Annotated in this window: 15 protein-coding genes; 7 read left to right on the top strand and 8 right to left on the bottom strand. The window is 64.8% G+C overall.

All coding sequences use genetic code 11. From position 1 onward, the window contains the following. Positions 1–58 precede the first annotated feature (58 nt). The 3 genes from AC1DSD_RS19000 (at position 59) to AC1DSD_RS18990 (ending at position 4229) form a co-directional block, all read left to right on the top strand. Positions 59–2146, top strand: coding sequence for a RelA/SpoT family protein (locus tag AC1DSD_RS19000; RefSeq protein ID WP_478032301.1), 2088 nt, complete (start codon positions 59–61; stop codon positions 2144–2146). A gap of 71 nt (positions 2147–2217) precedes the next feature. Beyond that, positions 2218–3246, top strand: coding sequence for a tRNA (adenosine(37)-N6)-threonylcarbamoyltransferase complex transferase subunit TsaD (gene tsaD, locus AC1DSD_RS18995; protein WP_478032300.1), 1029 nt, complete (start codon positions 2218–2220; stop codon positions 3244–3246). Next, entirely contained in the window at positions 3243–4229 is a 987-nt protein-coding gene (locus AC1DSD_RS18990) for an NAD(P)H-dependent glycerol-3-phosphate dehydrogenase (RefSeq protein ID WP_478032299.1), read from the top strand. The genes tsaD and AC1DSD_RS18990 overlap by 4 nt, the downstream gene beginning before the upstream one ends. Before the next feature lie 122 nt (positions 4230–4351). Here AC1DSD_RS18990 and AC1DSD_RS18985 read toward each other — a convergent pair whose 3' ends face one another. The 5 genes from AC1DSD_RS18985 to AC1DSD_RS18965 form a co-directional block, all read right to left on the bottom strand. Beyond that, entirely contained in the window at positions 4352–5092 is a 741-nt protein-coding gene (locus tag AC1DSD_RS18985) for a class I SAM-dependent methyltransferase (protein WP_478032298.1), read from the bottom strand. Continuing rightward, positions 5089–5832, bottom strand: coding sequence for a class I SAM-dependent methyltransferase (locus AC1DSD_RS18980; RefSeq protein ID WP_478032297.1), 744 nt, complete (start codon positions 5830–5832; stop codon positions 5089–5091). The genes AC1DSD_RS18985 and AC1DSD_RS18980 overlap by 4 nt, the downstream gene beginning before the upstream one ends. Before the next feature lie 526 nt (positions 5833–6358). After that, complete coding sequence (locus AC1DSD_RS18975; RefSeq protein ID WP_478032296.1) at positions 6359–9601, bottom strand: glycoside hydrolase family 2 TIM barrel-domain containing protein; 3243 nt, start codon at positions 9599–9601, stop codon at positions 6359–6361. Positions 9602–9656: 55 nt separating this feature from the next. Further along, entirely contained in the window at positions 9657–11168 is a 1512-nt protein-coding gene (locus AC1DSD_RS18970) for a tryptophan halogenase family protein (protein WP_478032295.1), read from the bottom strand. Positions 11169–11272: 104 nt separating this feature from the next. Beyond that, positions 11273–14056: a TonB-dependent receptor gene (locus AC1DSD_RS18965; RefSeq protein ID WP_478032294.1), complete on the bottom strand. Its 2784-nt coding sequence runs from the start codon at positions 14054–14056 to the stop codon at positions 11273–11275. Positions 14057–14231: 175 nt separating this feature from the next. Here AC1DSD_RS18965 and AC1DSD_RS18960 point away from each other — a divergent pair, with 175 nt between their 5' ends. After that, on the top strand, positions 14232–14939 hold the full coding sequence (locus tag AC1DSD_RS18960; RefSeq protein WP_478032293.1) for a FadR/GntR family transcriptional regulator: 708 nt from the start codon (positions 14232–14234) through the stop codon (positions 14937–14939). 158 nt (positions 14940–15097) lie between these two features. Next, entirely contained in the window at positions 15098–16660 is a 1563-nt protein-coding gene (locus AC1DSD_RS18955; protein WP_478032291.1) for a glycoside hydrolase, read from the top strand. Between the two features lie 340 nt (positions 16661–17000). Here the strand turns inward: AC1DSD_RS18955 and gyrB are convergent, their stop codons facing one another. Then, a complete protein-coding gene (gene gyrB, locus AC1DSD_RS18950; protein ID WP_478032290.1) occupies positions 17001–19490 on the bottom strand; it encodes a DNA topoisomerase (ATP-hydrolyzing) subunit B in 2490 nt (829 codons plus the stop codon). 117 nt (positions 19491–19607) lie between these two features. On the opposite strand from gyrB, the gene AC1DSD_RS18945 reads away from it, so the two are divergent. Together AC1DSD_RS18945 and AC1DSD_RS18940 are read left to right on the top strand one after the other, a co-directional pair. Beyond that, entirely contained in the window at positions 19608–20198 is a 591-nt protein-coding gene (locus AC1DSD_RS18945) for a hypothetical protein (RefSeq protein ID WP_478032289.1), read from the top strand. A 235-nt stretch (positions 20199–20433) separates the two neighbouring features. Continuing rightward, entirely contained in the window at positions 20434–20898 is a 465-nt protein-coding gene (locus AC1DSD_RS18940; protein ID WP_478032287.1) for a nuclear transport factor 2 family protein, read from the top strand. 67 nt (positions 20899–20965) lie between these two features. Here the strand turns inward: AC1DSD_RS18940 and AC1DSD_RS18935 are convergent, their stop codons facing one another. Beyond that, positions 20966–21721, bottom strand: a complete 756-nt coding sequence (locus AC1DSD_RS18935) for an OmpA family protein (RefSeq protein WP_478032286.1) — start codon at positions 21719–21721, stop codon at positions 20966–20968. Positions 21722–21799: 78 nt separating this feature from the next. Then, on the bottom strand, positions 21800–22693 hold an 894-nt coding region (recF, locus tag AC1DSD_RS18930; RefSeq protein ID WP_478032285.1), incomplete at its 5' end, for a DNA replication/repair protein RecF.

Below are 22693 nucleotides of genomic sequence, written 5' to 3'. Positions count from 1 at the left end.
ATTGCTCGCGGCCAACATTTTGTTGCAAAGCAGCGCCAACCCGCCCCATCTTAGCGGTATGCTGCGTCAGTACGAACTGGTTGATCGGGTCCTCTCTTACGACCCCGAGGCTGATGAGGCCTTGCTCAACCGCGCGTACGTCTTTTCGCTCCAGGCGCATGGCTCGCAGAAGCGCGCGTCGGGCGACCCCTATTTCAGCCATCCGATCGAAGTCGCGGGCATCCTGACCGACTTGCATCTCGACGACGAGACGATCGCCACCGCGATCCTCCACGACACGATCGAGGATACGGTCGCCACCCCCGAGCAGATCCAGAAATTGTTCGGCGACAATGTCGCGCGGATGGTCGACGGCGTCACCAAGCTTTCCAAGATCGAGGCGCAGACCGAAAGCGAGCGCGCCGCCGAGAATCTGCGCAAGTTCCTGTTGGCGATGTCGGACGACATCCGCGTGCTGCTGGTCAAATTGGCCGACCGGCTGCACAATATGCGCACGCTCCACCACATCCCCAATCCGGACAAGCGCAAGCGCATCGCGCGCGAGACGATGGATATCTACGCCCCGCTCGCCGAGCGGATCGGCATGTACGAGTTCATGAAGGAGATGCAGACGCTCGCCTTCGCGCAGCTCGAACCCGAAGCGTATGAATCGATCCAGAAGCGCCTCGACCAATTGCAGGAAGGCGGCGACCGCATCGCCAAGATCGGATCGGGTGTGAAATTGCTGCTGTCTCGCCACGGTGTCGATGCCGACATATCGGGCCGCGAGAAGCACCCCTACAGCATCTGGAAGAAGATGCAGGAGCGGCACATCAGCTTCGAGCAATTGTCCGACGTGATGGCGTTCCGCGCGATCGTGCCGACCGAGGAGGATTGCTACCGCGCGATGGGGGTCATCCATCGCCGCTGGCCGTTCGTGCCGGGGCGGTTCAAGGATTATATCTCGACGCCCAAGCGCAACGGCTATCGCTCGCTCCACACTTCGATCATGCATGCCGGCGACACCCGCGTCGAAATCCAGATCCGCACCGGCGAAATGCATGCCGAGGCCGAATATGGGCTGGCGGCGCATTGGGCGTACAAGACCGGCAAGGTCCGCGCCGACGGCCAGCATAGCTGGATCACCGACCTGGTCGAAATCCTGGAGACCGCCGAGACGCCCGAGGAATTGCTCGAGCATACGCGGATGGCGATGTATCAGGATCGCATCTTCGCCTTCACGCCGAAGGGCGAGCTGCATCAGCTGCCCAAGGGCGCGACGCCGATCGATTTCGCTTATGCCGTCCATACCGATCTCGGCGACCAGGCGGTCGGCGCCAAGATCAATGGCCGCCACGTCCCGCTGCGCACGGTGATCGAGAATGGCGACCAGGTGCAGATCCTGCGCTCCAAGGCGCAATCGCCACAGCCCAATTGGCTCAACTTCGCGATCACCGGCAAGGCGCGCGCGGCGATCCGGCGGCATCTGCGCGCGATCGAGCGCAAGGAAACGCTGACCCTTGGCCGCAAGCTGTACGACGAGATCGTCGATCGCCTGCCGGCGCCGCTGTCGGTCGATGCGGTCAAGACCGCGCTCAAGAAGCTGCAACTGACCGACGAGGATGCACTGATCGAGGCGGTGGCGCGGCGGCGGATCACCGATGCCGAGTTGATGGAAGCGCTGATGCCGGGATCGGCCAGCACCGACGCGGGCCGCGCGCTGCCGCAGCAATCGTCGGCGATCTCGATCACCGGCCTGACCCCCGGCGTCGCCTACAAGCTCGATACGACCTGCCATCCGGTACCGGGCGACCGCATCGTCGGCCTGAGGCGGCCCGACCAGGAGATCGAGGTCCACCGCATCGATTGTCCGGTGCTGGCCAATTCGGACGATGTCGATTGGGTCGACCTGGCCTGGGGCGACAAGTCCGAAGGCGGACTGGCGCGGATCGAGGTGACGTTGAAGAACGAGCCCGGCGCGCTGGGCACCGTGTCGACGATTATCGGCCAGCACCGCGCCAACATCATCAACATCCGGTTCGACACCAGCGATACCGGATTCCACACCAACCAGATCGACCTTGAAGTGCGCGACGCTGCGCATCTGGAGAAATTGATGGCGGCGCTGCGCGCGGCGGATGCGGTCAACGCGGTGACGCGGATATAGCAGTCCAAGGCGGGTGGCAGCGCAGACTCCGGCGCTTCGACAAGCCAAGGCCGAACCGTTAGAGACATAAAATGACTCTCATCCTTGGCCTCGAATCCTCGTGCGACGAGACCGCGGCGGCTTTGGTCACCAGCGACCGCCGCATCCTGGCGCACAAATTGGCCGGACAGGAAGCCGCGCACCGCCCTTATGGCGGCGTGGTGCCGGAAATCGCCGCGCGCGCGCATGTCGAGGCGCTCGAACCCCTGATCGAAGCAGCCTTGGCGGAAGCGGGCGTGACGCTGTCGCAAGTCGATGCGGTTGCCGCGACCGCCGGGCCGGGACTGATCGGCGGCGTCATGGTCGGCCTCGTCACCGGTAAGGCGCTGGCGCATGCGGCGGGCAAGCCATTGGTCGCGGTCAATCATCTCGAAGGCCATGCGCTGAGCCCGCGGCTGGCCGATCCCGAGCTCGATTTCCCTTATCTGCTGCTGCTCGTCTCGGGCGGGCATTGCCAATTGCTGCTGGTCGAAGGCGTCGGGCGCTATCGCCGCCTCGCCACCACGATCGACGATGCCGCGGGCGAGGCATTCGACAAGACCGCCAAGATCCTCGGGCTCGGCTTTCCCGGCGGCCCCGCGGTCGAGCGTGCCGCCGCGATCGGCCAGGATATCGTGCCCTTGCCGCGGCCGTTGCTCGGATCGGCCGAGCCGCATTTCTCGTTCGCCGGGCTGAAGAGCGCGGTGCTGCGCGCGCACGACACCGGGCAGTGGCGCGTCGAGGACATCGCCGCGAGCTTTCAGCAAGCCGCGGTCGATTGCCTGGTCGACCGCACCCGCCGCCAATTGGGCGATACCGATGCGACCGCGTTGGTCGTCGCCGGCGGGGTCGCGGCGAACGGCGCCGTGCGTGCCGCGCTCGAATCGCTGGCGGGCGACTATGCGCTGCCGTTCAGCGTGCCGCCGCAATGGCTGTGCACCGACAATGCCGCGATGATCGCCTGGGCCGGGGCCGAGCGCTTCGCGGCGGGCCTGACCGACCCGCTCGACATCGCCGCGCGCCCGCGCTGGCCGCTCGACCCGGACGCGGAAAAGGTGCGTGGGGCAGGAGTGAAAGCGTGAGCGGAAGAGTGATTGGCGTTCTCGGCGGCGGTGCGTGGGGTACGGCGCTCGCACAGGTCGCAGCGTCGAGTGACCGCGAAGTACGTCTCTGGGCACGCGAACCCGAGGTGATCGAGGCGATCAACAGCACGCACTTCAACCCGGCGTTCCTGCCGAACGTCCCTCTTTCACCCAGCATTTGCGCGAACGCCGACATCACCTGGGTAGCGGAAGCGGAAGTGGTGTTCGTGGTCACCCCCGCCCAGCATATGCGGTCGGTACTCGACGACATGCCGCGCAACGCGCAGGCATTGATCCTTTGCTCCAAGGGCATTGAGGCCGGCACCTTCAAGCTGCTCCATGAGGTCGCCGCGGAAGTGATCGATGGATCGCCGATCGCAGTCCTGTCTGGCCCCACGTTCGCGCACGAAGTCGCCGCCGGCCTTCCCACGGCGGTTACATTGGCGGCTGAAGGCCTCGATCTGGCCGCCAGTCTCGCCGAGCTGATCGGACTTCCGACCTTCCGGACCTACGCGTCGGACGACGTCATCGGCGCGGAGATCGGCGGCGCGGTCAAGAACGTGCTGGCGATCGGCTGTGGCGTGGTCGAGGGCGCGGGGCTGGGCCAGAACGCCCGCGCCGCGTTGATCGCGCGCGGTTTTGCCGAGATGACGCGGTTCGGGCTGGCGCGCGGCGCGCGGGCGGAGACAATGGCCGGCCTGTCGGGGCTGGGCGATCTGGTGCTGACGTGCTCGTCGACCAGCAGCCGCAATTTCTCGCTCGGGGTCGGGCTGGGCGAGGGGCGGTCGGCGAGGGAATTGCTGAGCGACCGGCGGACGGTGGCCGAGGGTGCCTTTACCGCGCCGGTGCTGCGCGAAGCGGCGGCCAAGGCCGGGGTCGACATGCCGGTGACCGAGGCGGTGTGTGCTTTGCTCGAGGGGGCGCCGGTCGGCGACGTGATCGGCGCGCTGCTCAGCCGGCCGTTGCGGGGTGAGCGCGAGTAACCCACCCCGTCACCCCGGCCTTGTGCCGGGGTCCAACGTGCCTCGCCCGCCCCCGCTCGAACCGCATGTTTCACGCTCGTCTCCCGTTGGACCCCGGGACAAGCCCGGGGTGACGGCGGGGGCTAGGGCCTGTGAAACTTGTAGATGAACTGATCCGTATGCCCGCGGATCGTCTTGTCGAACACCGGCTTGGTGTGATCGTCGCCGGCATTAGCCAGCAGCTTCGACTCGCCGTCGAACACGAATCCCGCCGCGACTACCTGTTGCTTGACGACCGCCGGGTCGATCCGGTGGAGCGTATCGGTGTCGCGCATCCCCGACCCCGGTGCGGCGGCATGATCGATGATCAGATAGATGCCGCCCGGCTTGAGCGCGTCGAACACCGCCTTGTTGAGCACGGCAGGGTCGATCGAGCCCATGAACTTGTCGGGATAATCGTGATAATTTTGCGAGGTGAAGACCAGGTCGACCTTTTCGGGTGCGGTCAGGCTGGTCGCCGGCTGGGTGCTCGCCGACACATTGGCGAAAGCGGGCGTGCCGGCGGCGGCCGCATAGCGTTTGACGTCGCTGCCGGCTTCCGCCGCATAAGGCTGCGGCCAGATGCCGTAGACATGCCCCGATGGCCCGACGATGCGGGCAAAGGTGCGCGTCCAATAGCCGCCGCCCGGGATCAGATCGATCACCTTGTCGCCGGATTTCACCCCGGCGAAGGCGGCGATCTCCGGACCGTGGCGCCGCGCATCGAGCGCGACGTCACGCGCCAGCCGCGTGTCCGCGGTGGAGGTATTGCCCGTGTCCCATTTCTGGGTGCAGCCGCCGAGCGCCGCGGCGCCCAGCAGCACCGCCAACCCGGCCCGGATCACTTGAGCGGCTTCCGGAATTTGTAGACGAACTGGTCGGTGACGCCGCGGATCTTGTCGTCGAACACCTTGAGCGTGTGATCGTCCTTGGGATTGGCCAGCGCCTTCGATTCGCCGGCAAAGGTAAAGCCGGCGGCAAGCACCTGCTTCTTGACGATCGCGGGATCGATGCGGTGGAGCGTTCCGGTATCGGTCAGGCCGCTGCCCGCCGGCGCGACATGGTCGATCACGACATAGGTACCGCCGGGCTTGAGCGCCTTGAACACGGCGGCGTTGAATGCGTTGAGCGCGGGCTCGCCGCGCCCGTCATTGGGCAGATCGTGATAATTCTGCACGGTCCAGACGAGGTCGACCGGCTTGTCGACCGTGATCAGCCCGGCGTCGACCGCGGCGGTGACATTGCTCAGCTTGCGGCCGTTGAGCGCATCGACCGTCGCCTTGGCGCGATCCCCGGCCGCGCTCGGCCACAAAGCATAGACATGGCCGCTCGGCCCGACCGCGCCGGTGAAGATGCGTGTCCAATAGCCCTGGCCCGGCAGAAAATCGACCACTTGCCAGCCCGGTTTCACGCCTGAAAAGGCGACAACCTCCGCGGCATGCCGGCGCGCATCGTCGCCTGCCTGGTCGGCGCGCGCCGGATCGGCCAGCGCCTTGGCGATCACGGGCGACACGTCCGATTTCGCCACCACACCAATCGGCACAGCGATTGCGGCTGCCGCCGCCAACATCACCCCAAAGCGCATCGATCCTCTCCTTCAACGATTATCGTTACGCCCATGATCTAGACCTGTCCGGCGACGGTTCAATGACCGTCGCGCGTCGGGTGACCCAAAAGATTTCGTAACCGGCCACTCCCTGCGCGTCGAACCGTGGTCCCCAAAGGCTGCCATTGTTAGCCGCAATAGAACCCTCATTCCGTTGGCCACCTACCCAAAAGGCCGCCTATTCTTGAAGACCATATTTCCGACGTGTTCCAGTGCGGCTTCAAGATCCTCTCGCCGATACAAAGCGTTCCGAGGCAGCGGTAATATAGGCTGTATCTCCAGTCGGAAAGCGGATTTTCGTAGCAGATACGGCTTGGCACCGCGTTCTGAATTTTCGGAAATGTCGCGCGTCATCCATCTCAACCTGCCCCCGGCGCCATGCTTTCGGGGCATGGGATATGGTAGGCCGTCGCCGCGACGAACGCCGCCGTCAAGGGTTGCCCGGGACGGCCTGAACTGCGTCGCGCGAAACCCGGCACGCTGCCGCGCGCGCCGGAGTAAGCCCTCATTCCTCGCCGGTCGCGCTGGCCGGCAATGCCTTCTCGGGGGTCGTCCCCGCGCCCGCAAAGGGCGTGAGGCGGAAGGCGAACCGGATCGGCGCCAGGGGGACGCGGTATTTGGCAAGCGGCTTGCCGACCTCGCTCCACTGAGTGTCCCCGCCGACGCCCCATTGCGCGCCGTCGATCAACAGCGTCACCTGACCGTGCGGTATGACGTCGGTGCTCTTCCACGTACCAGGCACATGCCGGTCGAGATCGGCATACGGAAACGCCAGCGCGTTGATCATCAGCGGCGCATCGCCGCTGACACGCAGCCCGCGCCCGGCGCCGCTTAGCTCCATCCAGCGCACATCGACCTTGTTGCCGGTCTCCTGCGGGCGGATATAATCATGGTTCTGCGCGGCGATCGCCCCACGCCATAGACCGATCGGCGCCGAGGTCTTGCGATCGACATAGCTTTCGTGCGGGCCGCGCCCATACCATTCGAGCGTATCGATGTCGGTTGGCATCGCGAAGGCCAACCCCACCCGGAACGGCGGCGGAATATCCTGACGCAGCGGAGTCAGTTTGCCTACCACTGCAACACTGCCGTCGTCCGCCATCGTATAGGTGGTGACGAAGCGCGCAGCGCCATCGCCCAGGCCATAGTCGAGCCGTACCGCGACGCCGCCGTCTTTGAAACGCTCTGTCGAAACCCCGCGCACGGTGCGCGTCTCGCTCATCGCCTTCCATGGCTTGAGCTGAACCTCGGTGCCGATGCCGATATCGTTGTCGGTCACCGCGCGCCAGAAATGCGGCGCGCCGCCGCTGGCGAGCAGGACACCGTCCCGCGCATAGCGCCGAACCAGTCCGCTGTTGCGATCGATCACGAGGGTTGCGGTACCGGCCGAAAGCGTGATCGCGCCATCCGCCTCCTTTACCGCCACGGCAGCCCGCCCGGCGGGCGTCGCGGGCGGAACGGAGGCGGTGGCGTTCAGCGCGAACTGCTCCCAGCCGACGATATGCCCAGCCGGAACCAGCGGGATTGCCCCGTCGCGGGCGCGGGCGCGGATCGTCACGAAATATTCGGCGCCCGGCTTGCGCACGATCGGACCGATCGGCAGCGTCACAGCCTGGGTGGCATGGGCCGCTGTGGTCATCGGCGGCAATGCGCCGTGCGCGACGGCCACGCCGTCCTCGATGACCTCCCATTCGAACGCGAACCCCGAAAGGTCGCGGAAATCGTGGCGGTTGCGCACCATCACGCGCCCGGTTGCGGCGTCGAACGCCTCGAACTGAATCGGCGCATAAACCTTGCGCACCTCGTAGAGTGCCGGATTGGGCGTTCGGTCGGACTGGTTGAGGCCATCGCCGAACTCGATCTCCCCACCCGGGTTCGGCCCGTATTCGCTGCCATCGCCCCAATAGCGCCGACCGTCCTTGGTATAGCGATACATCGACTGGTCGACCCAGTCCCAGATGAAGCCCCCCTGCAATTTGTCGGGATGCGCGTAGATCACATCCCAATAGTCTTTCAGATTACCGCCGGAATTCCCCATCATGTGGGAATATTCGCACTGGATCAGCGGCTGCTTGAAGTTCCAGTTGGTCGCATAGTCGGCCATCTTCTCCGCGCTGTCGTACATCGGCGCGTAGATATCGGCATACCAGTTGGGTCGATGATCGTGGATGCCGTCCCAGGTGCCCCAACCGAGATAGCTGACGAGGCGGCCCGGATCGCGCGCTTTCGCGGCCGCGGCCGCGGCGGCGAAATTTGGCCCGATCCCCGCCTCGTTGCCCATCGACCAGAAGATGATCGAGGGATGGTTCTTGTCGCGTTCGACCATGTTGGTGACGCGGCTGACATGTGCGTCCTTCCATGCGGGATCGAACCCGATCTGGAGTTCGGCGCGCCGGTCTGGATGCTTGTTCGCATAATCCATATAACCGTGGCTCTCGATATTGGCCTCGTCCATCACATAGAGGCCATATTCGTCCGCCAGCGCGTACCAGCGCGGGTCATTGGGATAATGCGACGTCCGCACCGCATTGATATTGTTGCGCTTCATCAGTTCGATATCGCGGCGCATCGAAGCTTCGGAAACTACGTGGAAGGTCTCGGGATCGTGCTCATGGCGGTTGACGCCGCGGATCACGATGGGCTTGCCGTTGATGGTGACTAGCCCGTTTTTCATCTCGACCGTGCGGAAGCCGATCCGCTGCGGCGTTGCCTGGACGACGTTGCCGTCAGCCCCGACCAGTTCGACCAGCAGCGTGTAGAGATTGGGCGATTCAGCCGACCACGGCTTCACCCCGGGTACGGTTGCCGCGAGCGTGACGGTGCGTTCGGCGCTGCTCGGTGCAACGCGCATCGCGCGCACGAGGAGCGTGCGGTCGCCATCGAGCAGCGTGATCCGTGCGGTCATCGCCGCGGTCGCGGGAGTGACGGTGACCTCGGTCGACAGCGTGCCGTCGTGATAGGCTGCATCGAGCCCGGCATGCACGAAGATGTCGCGCACCCGCGCCCGAGGCACCGCCATCAGGAACACCTCGCGCTCGATGCCAGAAACGCGCCAGAAGTCCTGGTCCTCGAGATAGGAGCCGTCCGACCAGCGGTGGATCTGGATGGCGACGACGTTCCGGCCCGGTTTGACGAAGCGCGTGACGTCAAACTCGCTCGGCAGCTTCGAATCCTCGGAATAACCGATTTTCGCACCATTGACCCAGACGTCATAAGCGGACCCGGCCGCGCCGATGTGCAGGATTACATCCTGCCCCGCCCACCCTGCCGGCAGGGTGACGTCGCGGCGATAGGAGCCGACAGGATTGGTCGCATGCGGGATCAGCGGACGGTTCGCCGGGAACGGATAGGTGATGTTGTTATAGCGCGGCTGATCATATCCCTCCGCCTGCCAGTCGGCGGGCACCTTGATGTTGGCCCAGGAGGAGACATCGAAACCCGGCTGCTCGAATCCGGCGGGGACCGAGTCCGACGAGGGCGACAGCGCGAATTTCCACTGGCCGTCGAGGCTCAGGAAGCGCGCCGATCGGGTCCGGTCGCCGGAGAGCGCCGCGGTGCGGCTCTCGAAGGGGAAACCCGTCGCATGAGCCGGCAGTTTATTCCGCGCGAAGACCGCCGGATTCTCCCAGTCGGCGCGCGCCGGATCGACTTGGACCGGCTGCACCCGCGGCTCGTCTCCAGCCAGTGCGCCGGTTGCCAGGCCAAGTGCGATAGCGCCGATCAGAATCCTCGAAACCTTCACAGCCATCTCCCTGTCCGCGGCGGCGCCGCCCCTTGCTTCAAACGATGTCGTGCCGACGCTGCTACGCAGCCCTCGCATTGCAATGCTGCGCGATGAAATCCTCGTGCCGCGGCATCCGCCGCGCGGCAGCCGCAGTCACCGCGGCAATGCGCGCCATCCGCACGCGCGCTTCTTCCTCCGGCAGCGCGCCGGCCAGCGGATCGAAGCCCTTCGCGCGAAGGCCCTGTCCATCCATCACCGCCAGCCAGCTAGTTTTGGAGAAGAGCTCGTCGGCCTCGCGGAAGACCCGTCCCGTGGCGCGGTAGATCCGGATCCGTTCGGCGAGCGTTTCCGGCACCGGCATGCTGCGGACATGATCCCAATAGGGTGTGTCGGCGCGTTCGGTGGCGTGAAAATGGAGAATGATGAAATCGCGAATGCTTTCATATTCCGCGATCATCAGCCGGTTGTAGCGGCGAGTATCGGCGGGCTCGAATGCCCGGGTCGGCATCATCTCCAGCAAACGGGCGATCCCGGCCTGGATCAGATGGATGCTGGTGGATTCGAGCGGTTCGAGAAAGCCACTGGCGAGACCCAGGGCGACACAGTTCTTTACCCAGAAGGCGTCCCGCCGCCCCGCGCGGAAGCTCAGCACCCGCGGGTCGCCCAGTGCCTCGCCCTCCAGATTGGCAAGCAACGTCGCGGTCGCCTCGTCCTCGGACACATGCCCGCTCGCGAAGACGTAACCGTTACCGGTGCGATGCTGGAGCGGAATGCGCCATTGCCAGCCGGCCGGCCGCGCGGTCGCGCGCGTATTGGGCGTTGGTGCACCCACATTCGTGCTCGGTACTGCGACGGCCCGGTCGTTGGGCAGCCAGTGCGACCAATCCTCGAAGCCGGTCTGCAACGCGTCGCCGAGCAGGAGCGCCCGGAAACCCGAGCAGTCGATGAACAATTCCGCCGCGATGCGCTCGCCCGACGACAGGGTGACCGCCTCGATGAAGCCGTCGTTCCCGCGCAGCGCGACGTCGACGACCCGTCCTTCGTGCCGGACCACGCCGGCTGCCTCGGCATGGGTGCGCAGAAAGCGGGCGTAGAGCGATGCGTCGAAGTGAAAGGCATAGCCGATGCGGTGAAGGGGCGTGTTGCCGCCATCGGAGAGCGGGCGCATGAACCGCCCCTGCCGCGCCGCCGCGGCGCAGATCGAGTAGGCGTCGAGCGCCTCAGCCGCGCCGTTCGACCGCAATCGCTGCCAAAGCCCCTCGAACGGCACCGCGCCGAGATCGGTGCCGTAGAAGCCGAACGGATGGAAATAGCGCGAGCCCGGCCGCAGCCAGTCGACGAATTCGATGCCGAGTTTGAAGCTGCCCATGGTTGCCTTGACGAACACGTCTTCATCAATGCCGAGCAGCGCATTAAACGCCTGGATCGGCGGGATCGTGGCCTCGCCGACACCAACCGTCCCGATCTCCTCGGATTCAACCAAGGTGATCGCGACGTCGCTGGTGCCGAGCACCCGCGCGAGCGCGGCCGCCGCCATCCAGCCGGCAGTGCCGCCACCGACGATCGCGATGCTGCGCAGCGGCCGATTCATGCTGCCAACTGCCGGCACTCGCCGCCCCTTTGCATCGTCATGTCACTCGTCCCCTAAAGGATCGCCGGCGTGGTCGGAGGAAACACCACGCCGGCGGTCGGGGATCAATAGGTCGCGCGGATCGAGAAACCGAACCGACGGTCATTCAGCGTGTACTGCAATGGCTGGCTCGGCGTGCCGATATAGGTCACGTTCATCCGGTTGGTGATGTTCACGGCATCGACCGATATTGCGAGATGCTTGTTCAGGTTGAAGCTGATCGAACTGTCGAGCGAGGCATAGGGCTTCTGGAACTGCGGGATACCGTTCGCGCCGCTGCCGTAGGTTGTATCGAGATATTTTCCGCGCCAGCTCCAGGCGAGACGGGCTGTAATGGGCCCCTTCTCGTAAAGCCCGACAAGGTTGTAGCTGTGCTTCGACAGTTTCTCGAGCGGCACCTGGGTCGGGATATTGCTACCCGCGGTCGCGAACGGGTTGGTGACGTTGCTGTCGACATATGTGTAGTTCGCCTGGATACCGAACCCGCTCAGCAGGCCCGGCAGGAAGTCGAAGAATTGCTGGTAGGCTGCCTCGAAGCCCTTGATTTTGCCACTGCCCGTGTTGACCGTGGTTCCAATGTCATAGTCGATACCGTTGAAGCGACGCACGACGGTGCCACCGGCGAGGAACCCATCCACAGTCTTGTAAAACGCACCGAGCGTTACCGAGCCCGTGGGCGCGAAATACCATTCGATCGTCGCGTCATAGTTGGTCGAGGTGATCGGGTTCAGGAACGGATTGCCCGATCCGCCACTCGGTCGTCCGGTGATTGGACTGACCTGGGTGGCGGGGTTGAGCGTAACGTTCGTCGACATCTGATCAAAATTCGGCCGGGCGAATGATTTGCTGAAGGCCAGACGCATCTGAAGCTTGTCGGTCAGGTGCGCCCGCAGGTTGAAGCTGGGCAGTGCCTTCACATAATCGCGGCTGACTTCGAGTGGGACCAGCGTCCCGTCGCTGTTGAACACCGTACCACGCGAGCCGGTAGAGGTGCGCACCACGCGCACGCCCACGGTGCCATCGATTTTCAGCCCGCCGAGTGCGGTCGCGTAATCCGCCATGACATAGCCGGCGAGCGTGTTTTCGGTCTGGTGGTTGAGGTCGCCTGCGGTGAACGCAGTCTTGGGCGTGGCGCCGAACAATGCTTCGGTCTTGGTGAGACTGTCGAACAGTCCGCTGCCGGTCGAGAAGCCGGGATATAGAATTCCGCCCGTCAGCGTCCTCCCATCGAAGAAGTTCGGCGTTGGACCCGCGAGCGCCAACTCGGGATGCGCCGACACCGGGACGAATGCCGTGCCCGCAGGCGCGGAGCAACTGGGGTTCGGCCCTGACGGCAGGAGGCAGAAGGCATTCCAGGTGCCACGAAGATCGATCGAGCTTTCCGCATAGCGCGCGCCGACCCGCAATTTCTGCAGCAGGCCGCCCTCAACGTCATATTCGAGGTCGGATTGCAGCGCCACTTGCTTCGCGTCGTTCCGTTGCAATGAATCCGCCATGTAGGTGAAGGCGTAGTTCGCAGGGTTCGACAGTAAGCCCGGATTGCGTACGTTCCACACCGGTCGCGAACCACGCAAATCGAAATCGACGATGCTTTGATTGTTCGCCGTATAGGGTGTTTGCCCGGTCTGGTCGTACAGCGAAATCACGAAGCCGTTGCGATCGGCATCGTAGGACGACTTCAGATATTGCGCGTCGAATCGAGCATGGAGCCGATCGGTGACATCCCATTTCGCATTGAGCGTGTAATTGCCCGTGTCGTTGGTCAGATCCTGATCGAATCGCGCCGACTCGAAGACCTGGTTGGCGAGCGAGCCCGAGGTGGCATAGCCCGCAGAATCGAAGGTGAACGCCGCCCCGTTGAGTGGTGTCGTGGTGGGATTACCATTGTTATTATAGTAGAAATATTTGCCCTGGCGGAAAAACTTATATCGCGAGAAGAGGGCCTGCGCCGTGATGAGCAGATTGCTGCTCGCCTGCCATTGGAAGGCGCCGGCGATGCCGAAGCGCTTGCGATCGCCACCATCGTCATAGATCTGTTCGCCGAACGGGACCTGCGCATTGGCGGGCGCGCCGGGAATCGTGATTCCGGTTGGGATCGGGCCAAACGCGCCGATCAGGATCGCGTCCTGGCGATAGGAGCTACGCGCATAGGTGGCATTGAGCAGGATGCCCATTTCGCCAAGGCCCGTCTCGAAGCGATTGCTGTACAGCAACGAGCCCGACCCGCCGAACTTGTCGGCGCGATCGTAATAATTGCCTTTCAGGGTCGCGCTGACGAGCTGCCCGGGAGCGTCGAACGGCAGTCGCGTGCGGATGTTTACGACGCCCGCGATATCGCCCTCGATTGTGCTGGCGGGCGGATTCTTGAAGACGTCGATGCCTGCGAGCAGCTCGGGTGGGGTCGCCTCGAGATCGAGCGTTCGGCCACCAGATGCCGAGATCGCGGCGCGTCCGTCGATGAAGTTGCTGACTTGCGTCAGGCCACGAACGGTAATGGCGGGTTGGGTACGATGGTCGAAATCGGTCGCGCCCTCGCCATAGCGGCGCTGGATCTGGACGCCGGTGATCCGCTGCAGCGCCTCGACGGTGTTGGCGTCGGGCAGCTTGCCGATATCCTGCGCGTTGACCGAATCGACGATCTGATCCGAATTGCGCTTGGTCGCCTGGGCCGAGCGTAGACTTGCGCGCACGCCCGTGACGACGATCTCGCTCCCCGCCGCCGCATCCTTCTCCGGTGCGGCAACGGCCGGCGCCGTGCTGGTTTGTGCGATTGCGGACTGTGCCACAGCGACCATGCCGATTGCGGCGAGCGACGCGCCGACCAGCAGGCGATTGCGAAGCGGAATCATACATCCTTCCCCACATTGTCGGCATCGCAGGAGACCATTCCCCATCCGTCCCGATCAATTGTCCGACTTAATAATCGCCGAGCTATTGTAGGACAAGAGGCAATATTTTGCTATCGTGCGCATTGCCGGCGCGGTTCCAAAAAGAGCCTGGGGGTGCGTCGCGAAGGGATGGCGATTGACTGACGAACACCGGCGGGGACCGACGCATGCCCAATTGGCACGCGAACTGGGCATTGCAATCGTGACAGGGCAACATGCCCCAGGATCGTTCCTGCCCGCCGAGCATGAGATCGCCGAACACCGGGGCGTTTCGCGCGGTCTGGTGCGGGAGGCGCTCCGCATGCTCTCCGCCAAGGGGCTGCTCGAAAGCAAGCCCAAGGCTGGCACACGCATCCGAGACAGATCGTCCTGGAATCTGCTCGATCCCGATCTCCTGGCCTGGATGTTCGAAGGCGAGCCTCCGGCTGGGTTTGTCCACAACCTATTCTATTTACGTATGATTATCGAGCCAGCCGCAGCCGAACTGGCCGCCACCCTGCGCACGCCCCGACACCTTTCGCGGATGGGCCATGCTCTTGAACAGATGCAGGAACACGGGCTGGCCAGCGTGGTCGGCCAGGCCGCCGACCAGAGTTTCCACAACATCATCCTGGAGGCGACAGGCAACGAACTGCTCATCAGTCTCGCCGGCACGATCGGCGCTGCAGTGCGCTGGACGACGATCTACAAGCATCGGCAAACCCGTCAGCCAAGCGATTCGATGCCGCAACATCGCCGCCTGTTCGACGCGATTGCGGAGGGGGATGCGCCCGGGGCGCGCGATGCGACGATCGCCCTGATCGATCAAGCGCAGGAGGATACCGAGTTCTCATTGCGCAGATAATCGTGCCAAACGGTCGCCCTGCCGCATTGATGCGGCACGACTGAATCTTTATAGTCCTACAAATGAGCGGCGGGCCGGGCAGAAAACGCGACGATCGGCATCAGGCACAGACACTGCCCGGATCGGATGACAATCGCGCCGAGGCTGAGGAGATACCGATGGGTACGCGTTGGCATGGTGCTTTCCGGTTAGGGTCGATGCAGCGGACTGACGCACCGCCTGCCCACACCAGATGCCGGCCCCTGGTAGGCCGGTCCCGCCTGATCCGCGCGACCCTCGCCGCGATCGCGGCTCTGGCAACGTCGGCCCAGGCGGCGTCCCCGGAGGTCGCGATCACTATCCGGCCCGCGATTGAGCGTCCCGGACCGGTCTTCGAAGGCTGGGGCACAGCGCTTGCGTGGTTCGCCGAGGTTACCGGCGGCTACCCCGACGCGACGCGCGAGCGGCTGGCCGATTTATTCTATGGGCCTGAGGGCCTCGACTGGACTATCGCACGCTACAATATCGGCGGCGGCAACGCGGCGGCGACGGCGCCCTATCTTCGCCCAGGCGCCGCGGTGCCGGGCTTTTGGCGACAGCCGGCAGGCACGATTGGGAATGCGTGGTGGCAGCCAGACGATCCCGCGATGTGGGACTGGTCGGCCGACGCCAACCAGCGCTGGTGGCTCGATGCGATCCGCTCGCGCGTCCGGGCGCCCATCTTCGAAGCCTTCTCCAATTCGCCGCCCTGGTTCATGACGGTCAGCGGGCGGGTGTCCGGCGCGGAAAAAGGAACCAACGAGAACCTGCGTCCCGGACAGGAGGGGCCGTTCGCCACATATCTTGCCCGCGTCGTAAGCGAGTTGCAGCGGCGCCACCACATCACGTTCCGCACGCTGTCGCCGGTCAACGAGCCGAATACCGATTACTGGTTCGCCGCGAACACACAGGAAGGGGCGCATTGGAGCCCCGGGCGCCAGGCGGCGATGATCGACGCCACGGCGGTGGCGTTGGCGGATCAGGGGCTGAAGACGACGATCGCTGCCCCCGACGAAACCAACTCGCACCTCTTCGTTCGCGATTGGGCAGGGTATCCGCCGGCTACACGCGCGCGCATCGGCCAGCTCAATGTCCACAGCTATGGCACCGTCCACCAGACCGCGGTGCGCGATATCGCGCGCGTCTCCGGCATTCGCCTGTGGATGAGCGAGAACGACACTCCTCTGGAAAAGGAGCCCGAGGATTTCGACGGCATGCCTTCGGCGCTGGCCTTTGCCGAACATGTGATCCACGATCTAAAACGGTTGGAGCCCTCCGCCTGGGTCTTCTGGCAGGCGGTGGAGACCCTCAGTGCCCGCAACGGTGCGCCCGGCTCCAACTGGGGCCTGATCAAGATGGACTTGCGTGCCGCACCGCAGGCGCCGCACCCGATCCATATCACCGCCAAATATTGGGCGATGGCGATGTTCAGCCGGCACATCCGGCCCGGCTACCGCCTTATCCCGGTGGACGACGCCGACACGATCGGTGCGCTGACGCCGGACGGCCGAACGATGGTGCTGGTTCACGTGAATCCGGGCCCATATGAACGCGCGCTGACGATTGCGCTGCCCCACGCGACGGTGCGCGAGATCATCGTGACCGATGCCGCACACAAGGCCGTGCGGGTCGCGTCGAAACCCGGCGCCCGCCTTACCGCCGCGCCGGAATCGGTGACAACGATCGTGACGACCATCCGATAGCAAGGCCCCGATCAACTGTCGGGCTGCTCAACGGCGCGGTTATGGCAGCGGTGTATCGGGATCGGATCTTCGACATGCCGTACGCGTGGTTGTCGTTGTTCTTTCTGTTCCTGGCCAACGACCTTGCTGCCTACTGGATGCACCGCCTGGCGCACGAACGGCGCGTTTTGTGGGCCGGCACCGATTCAGCAAAGCTGAAAAAGACTCTAGTCAGCTCCAAATGCGGCAAGCGCATCAAGGCTGCTGGCGGGAACCAGGGAATGCGCGGCTATTTGGGCCCAAACTCGCAATCTATTGGGCCCAATTCGCAATGTTTTTGGTCGCCCAACACCGTCGCGCGTCACACGTCGAGATTGGCGACGCTCAACGCATTCTCCTGGATGAATTCGCGGCGCGGCTCGACCACGTCGCCCATCAAGCGGGTGAAGATCTCATCGGCGACATCGGCCTGATCGACCGCGACGCGCAGCATCGAGCGGTTGGTCGGGTCGAGCGTGGTTTCCCACAATTGCTCGGGGTTCATCTCGCCCAGCCCCTTGTAGCGCTGGATCGACAGACCCTTGCGTCCCGCCGCCAGGATCGCCTCGAGCAATTGTGACGGCCGCGCGATCAGCGACTCGCCCTTGCCCACAACGACGGGCAGATCCTCATCCTCGTCGACCTCGGCGGCGGCTTCCTCGGCAGCTGTCGCCGCGGCCTGCGCCTTGCTCGGCACCAGCTTGACCGCGCTGCCGTAGCTGTCGACCTGCTCGGCCGCCAGGCCATGCAGCTTGCGCGCTTCGGCGGAGACCAGGAACGCCGCCTCGATCACGTGATGATCGGTGACGCCGCGCCACAGCCGCTGGAAATGGAGCGAGCCTTCCTCGGTCAATTGCGCGGTCCAGGTCGCCTCGGGATCGCCGCCGTCGAGCTTGATGGTGGTCGCCTGGAGCCGCTCCGCTCGCTGCGCGGTGCTGGCCTCGGGATCGAACACCCCATCCATCGCCAGCGCCTCGATGATGCCGGGATCGTAGCGCCGCGGCACGAAGCGCATCAGCGAGCGCATGCGGCGCGAATGATCGACCAAGGCGCGGAGCGCAGTGCCGGTGCCGACGCCGTCGAGCGAGCTCGACGCGACGCCCGCGGCGACCAGATATTCCTCCAGCGCGGCCTCATCCTTCAGATACACTTCGGACCGCCCGCGCGTCGCTTTGTAGAGCGGCGGCTGGGCGATGAAGAGGTGCCCGCCGGTGATGATCTCGGGCATCTGGCGATAGAAGAAGGTCAGCAGCAAGGTGCGGATATGCGCGCCGTCGACATCGGCGTCGGTCATGATCACGACCTTGTGATAGCGCAATTTCTCCAGGTTGAAGTCGTCGCGCCCGATGCCGGTGCCCATCGCCTGGATCAACGTGCCGATCTCGCGCGACGACAGCATGCGGTCGAACCGCGCGCGCTCGACATTGAGGATCTTGCCGCGCAACGGCAGGATCGCCTGGAAATGGCGGTCGCGGCCCTGCTTGGCCGATCCGCCGGCGGAGTCGCCCTCGACCAGGAACAGTTCGGACTTGGCGGGATCCTTTTCCTGGCAGTCGGCAAGCTTGCCGGGCAGGCTGGAAATGCCGAGCACCGATTTGCGGCTCGCTTCACGCGCCTTGCGCGCGGCTTCGCGCGCGGCGGCGGCGTCGATCACTTTCTGGATGATCTGGCGCGCATTGGCCGGATTCTCTTCGAGCCACTCGGCCATCTTGTCGGCGAGCAGACTTTCGAGCGGCTGGCGCACTTCGGACGAGACGAGCTTGTCCTTGGTCTGCGAGCTGAACTTGGGATCGGGCAATTTCACCGAGACGATCGCGGTCAGGCCTTCGCGCATATCGTCGCCGGTCAGGCTGACCTTTTCCTTCTTCATCTGCCCCGATTTCTCGGCATAGGCATTGAGCGTGCGGGTCAGCGCCGAGCGGAACGCCGCGAGATGCGTGCCGCCGTCACGCTGCGGAATGTTGTTGGTGAAGCACAGGACGTTCTCGTAATAGGAATCATTCCATTCGAGCGCGACGTCGATGCCGATATCGTCGCGCTGGCCGGAGATCGCGATCGGTTCCGGGAAAAGCGGCGCTTTGGTGCGATCGAGATATTTCACGAACGCGGCGATGCCGCCTTCATAATAGAGCTCGATCGTTTTGGGCTCTTCGTGCCGCGCATCGGTCAGGAACAGCCGCACGCCCGAGTTGAGGAAGGCGAGCTCGCGATAGCGATGCTCGAGCTTCTCGAAATCGAATTCGGTGATCTTGAAGGTGGACGGCGAGGGCAGGAACGTGACGCGCGTGCCCTTCTGGCCTTCCGCCGCCTTGCCGACGACCTTGAGCGGGGCGACCGCGTCGCCATGGGCGAAGCGCATATAATGCTCCTCGCCGTCGCGCCAGATCGTCAGATCGAGCCACTCGCTGAGTGCGTTGACCACCGACACGCCGACGCCGTGCAGCCCGCCCGATACCTTGTACGCATTGTCGTCGGAGGTGTTCTCGAACTTACCGCCGGCGTGGAGCTGGGTCATGATGACCTCGGCCGCCGACACGCCTTCCTCGGCATGAATGCCGGTCGGGATGCCGCGGCCATTATCGGTGACGCTGACCGATCCGTCGGGGTTGAGCGAGATGTCGACCCGGTCGCAATGACCGGCCAAAGCCTCGTCGATCGCGTTGTCGGAAACCTCGAACACCATGTGGTGGAGACCCGACCCATCGTCGGTGTCGCCGATATACATGCCGGGGCGTTTGCGGACGGCGTCGAGGCCTTTGAGGACCTTGATCGAATCGGCGCCGTAATCTGAAGTCTGAGGGGGTGTTGCCATAGCGAGCATATAGGGATTCGCCCCCGAAAACGGAAGCAAAATGGCTAGGGTGTGGACCTGTTGCGCGGGTGCGATCGCGCCCCTTGCAAATGGCCGCCGGGAATGATCCCATCCGGCATGGCCCAGCCGCCCGATCCGCACGAACTCTACCTCCACGTCCGCGTGCTGGTGGGCGTCGTCCTGGGGCTCGGGCTCACCCGAATCCTGTCGGGACTGGCACGGATGGTCGAGCATCCCGGGCGCAATCCGGTGTCGGCGACGCACTTGTTGTGGGTCGCGGTCATCCTGCTCTCGATCGTCCATTTCTGGTGGTGGGAGTTCGCGCTGATCTCGCTCGGCGCGTGGCGGTTCGAGTTGTTCGTGTTCCTGCTGCTCTACGCCTTTCTGTGGTTCGTTCTCGCCTGCCTGCTGTTTCCCGGCGATCTTGCCGAGCACGACACCTACGAAGCCTATTTCCTGTCGCGGCGGCGCTGGTTCTTCGGATTATTCGCCGCGACCTTCGCCGCCGATTTGATCGACACCGCGATCAAGGGCGCGGATCATTTCCGCGCGCTCGGCCCCGAATATCCGGCGCGGATCGCGGTCGGCATCGCCCTGTGCGCGGTCGCCGCCTGGACCGGCAATCGCCGCTTCCACTTGCTGTTCGCGGCGCTTTACCTGGCTTACGATCTCAGCTGGATCTTGCGGCTCTACGATACGCTGGGCTGAATGGTAATAGGCGCCAGCGGCGCGTGTCGAGCATAAGCCCTCTCCCGCGTGCGGGAGAGGGTTGGGTGAGGGTCTTCTTCCTTCTTCCAGGCGGTTGGGCCGAAATAGAAGAAAGAAGACCCTCACCTTCCCACCGCCTTCGGCGGCGGGCCACATACCCTCTCCCGCGTGCGGGAGAGGGTATGTGGCCCTTGTTGCGATCGCTATAGTCGCCAAGAAATAGGGAGAGAGAGCAATGAAGTGGATCGCAATCGCCGCCGCGCTCATGGTGTCGGCACCTGCCACGGCGGACGCACCGGCCGCGCAGCCGATGCCAACCTATCCGGGTGTTCCGGCCGATCTTGCCAAGGCGGCGGCGGAGTTCGACCTCGCCCAGGTCAAGAGCGATGGCGAGGCGCTCAAGCGCGTGCTCGCCGACGATTTTCTGCTGCTCAACAGCCAGAACAGGCGCGAGGACAAGACGCAATTCATCGCCGATTTCACTGCCAAGGGCTTCACGATGGAGCCGTTCGCGATCGACGATCAGGTGATCAGGGTGTGGAGCGACGGCGCGGTGCTGGGCGGCGCGGTGACGATGAAGGGCATGTCCGAGGGCAAGCCCTATTCGGTGCGCATCCGCTTTTCCGACATCTGGGCGAAGCGCGGCGGCAAGTGGCAAGTGATCTATGCCCACGCCAATCGGGTGGCGGCGGCAAGCTGAAAATTGGTGCTCCTGCAAGAGAAGGAGCCCAGGATCACAATTGCGGGTCGCGTGCCGGCCTTTCGCATCAGAATTCGCTGGCGCGTCGGCCCAACAGGGTCACTTCGACCCGGCGATTGAGCCGCATTCCCGCCACCGTGGCGTTGGTCGCGATGGGATCGCGCTCGCCATGACCCGCGACCGAGAAGCGCGCGCGAGTCACGCCCATCGCGTCGAACGCCCCGCGCACGCTCGCCGCGCGGCGTTCGGACAGGTCCTGGTTGTGCGCATCGCTGCCACGCGAATCGGTATAGCCGTCGATCGCCACGCGGACCCCGGGATTGTCGCGCAGATAGCTTGCCAACGGACGCAATTTGTCGATCGCGCCGGGGCGCAACACGTCGCTGTCGGTCGCGAACAGGACGTCCTCGTCGAGCCGCATCGTCGCGCCGCGCGCGGTCTGGCGGAAGCCATAGCCATGCATCGCGCCGCGATCCCAGCCACCGCCGCGGCCGCCGCGCTCTTCCACGACATAGCCACGATCGCGCGACTCCCAGTCGAACCCGCCGCGGCGCGGGCCGGCGATCCGCGCGAACGCGCGGTTGGCCTGGCGCGCCTCGAAGATGGTCAGGAAACGGTCGTGATTGCGGTCGAAATTGCGCATCACGAAGGCACGTCCGCGGCGCGATTCGCGCAGTTCCGGATAGAGGATGCGCACGCCGGGGCCGGCGATGCGGAAATCGGGGCCGTCGGGACGCCCGCCCGACCAATCCCAGCGGTCCTGCGCGATAGCGGGGGTGGCAATCGCAACCAAAGCGGTCGCAGCGGCAAACAACATCTTCATGACTATTCTCCCTGTGTCATCGACATGGGCTAGCGGCGCGGGACTGAACCCGGCCTTAGGCGCACGGACAGGGGACGTTCAGGCGGTCGAAACCGTTCCATCGGCGACGGTGAACCAGGATGCCGCGCCGATGTCGTCGAACGGCGCGCGTTCGGTGCCGGTGATCCAGACCTGGCTGCCGGTTGCCGCGAGCCGATCGAACAAGGCGGCCCGGCGGACCGGATCGAGATGCGCGGCGACCTCGTCGAGCAGCAGGATTGGCGCGCGGCCGACGCGGTCGGCGACGAGTTCGGCATGCGCGAGCACCAGCCCGAGCAGCAACGCCTTCTGCTCGCCGGTCGAACAGAGCGAGGCGGGCTGATCCTTGTCGAGATGCGTCACCATCAAGTCGCTGCGATGCGGCCCGACGAGCGTGCGGCCCGCCGCGGCATCGCGCCGGCGGCCTTGCGCCAGGTCGGCGGCGAGCGTGTCGGCGCCGCTCCATCCTTCGAGCGTCAGGCCGGCACGCGCGAAAGGCCCCTGGGGTTGATAGGCCAAGCGCTCCGCCAACGCCGCGACCGTCTCGCGCCGCCCGGCATCGATCGCCCCGCCATGCTCGGCCATTTGCGCCTCGAGCGCGGTCAGCCAGTGCGGATCGGGACGCCCATGGTCCTTGGCGTCGGCGAGCACGCGGTTGCGTGCGCGCATCGCTGCTTCGTAGCGATTGGCGTGCTGGGCGTGATCGGGCCGCATCGCCAGGGTCAGCCGATCGAGGAAGCGCCGCCGCTCGCCGGCGGGCTCGACGAACAACCGGTCCATCGCCGGCGTGAGCCACAGTACGGTCAGCCATTCCGCCAGCGCCGTGGCCGCCGTGGTGGCGCCGTTGATGCGCACGATGCGGCGTTCGGGGGCCGAGGGCAGGGTGCCGGTGCCGATCTCTATTAGCCCCTCCCCCTCAGGGGAGGGGTTGGGGGTGGGGGATGCCTCGCAGAG

It is taken from the genome of Sphingomonas sp. P4_D12 (assembly GCF_056401895.1).
Note: the sequence above shows the minus strand (reverse complement) of the source record. Positions and strands in the feature narration are given on the sequence as shown.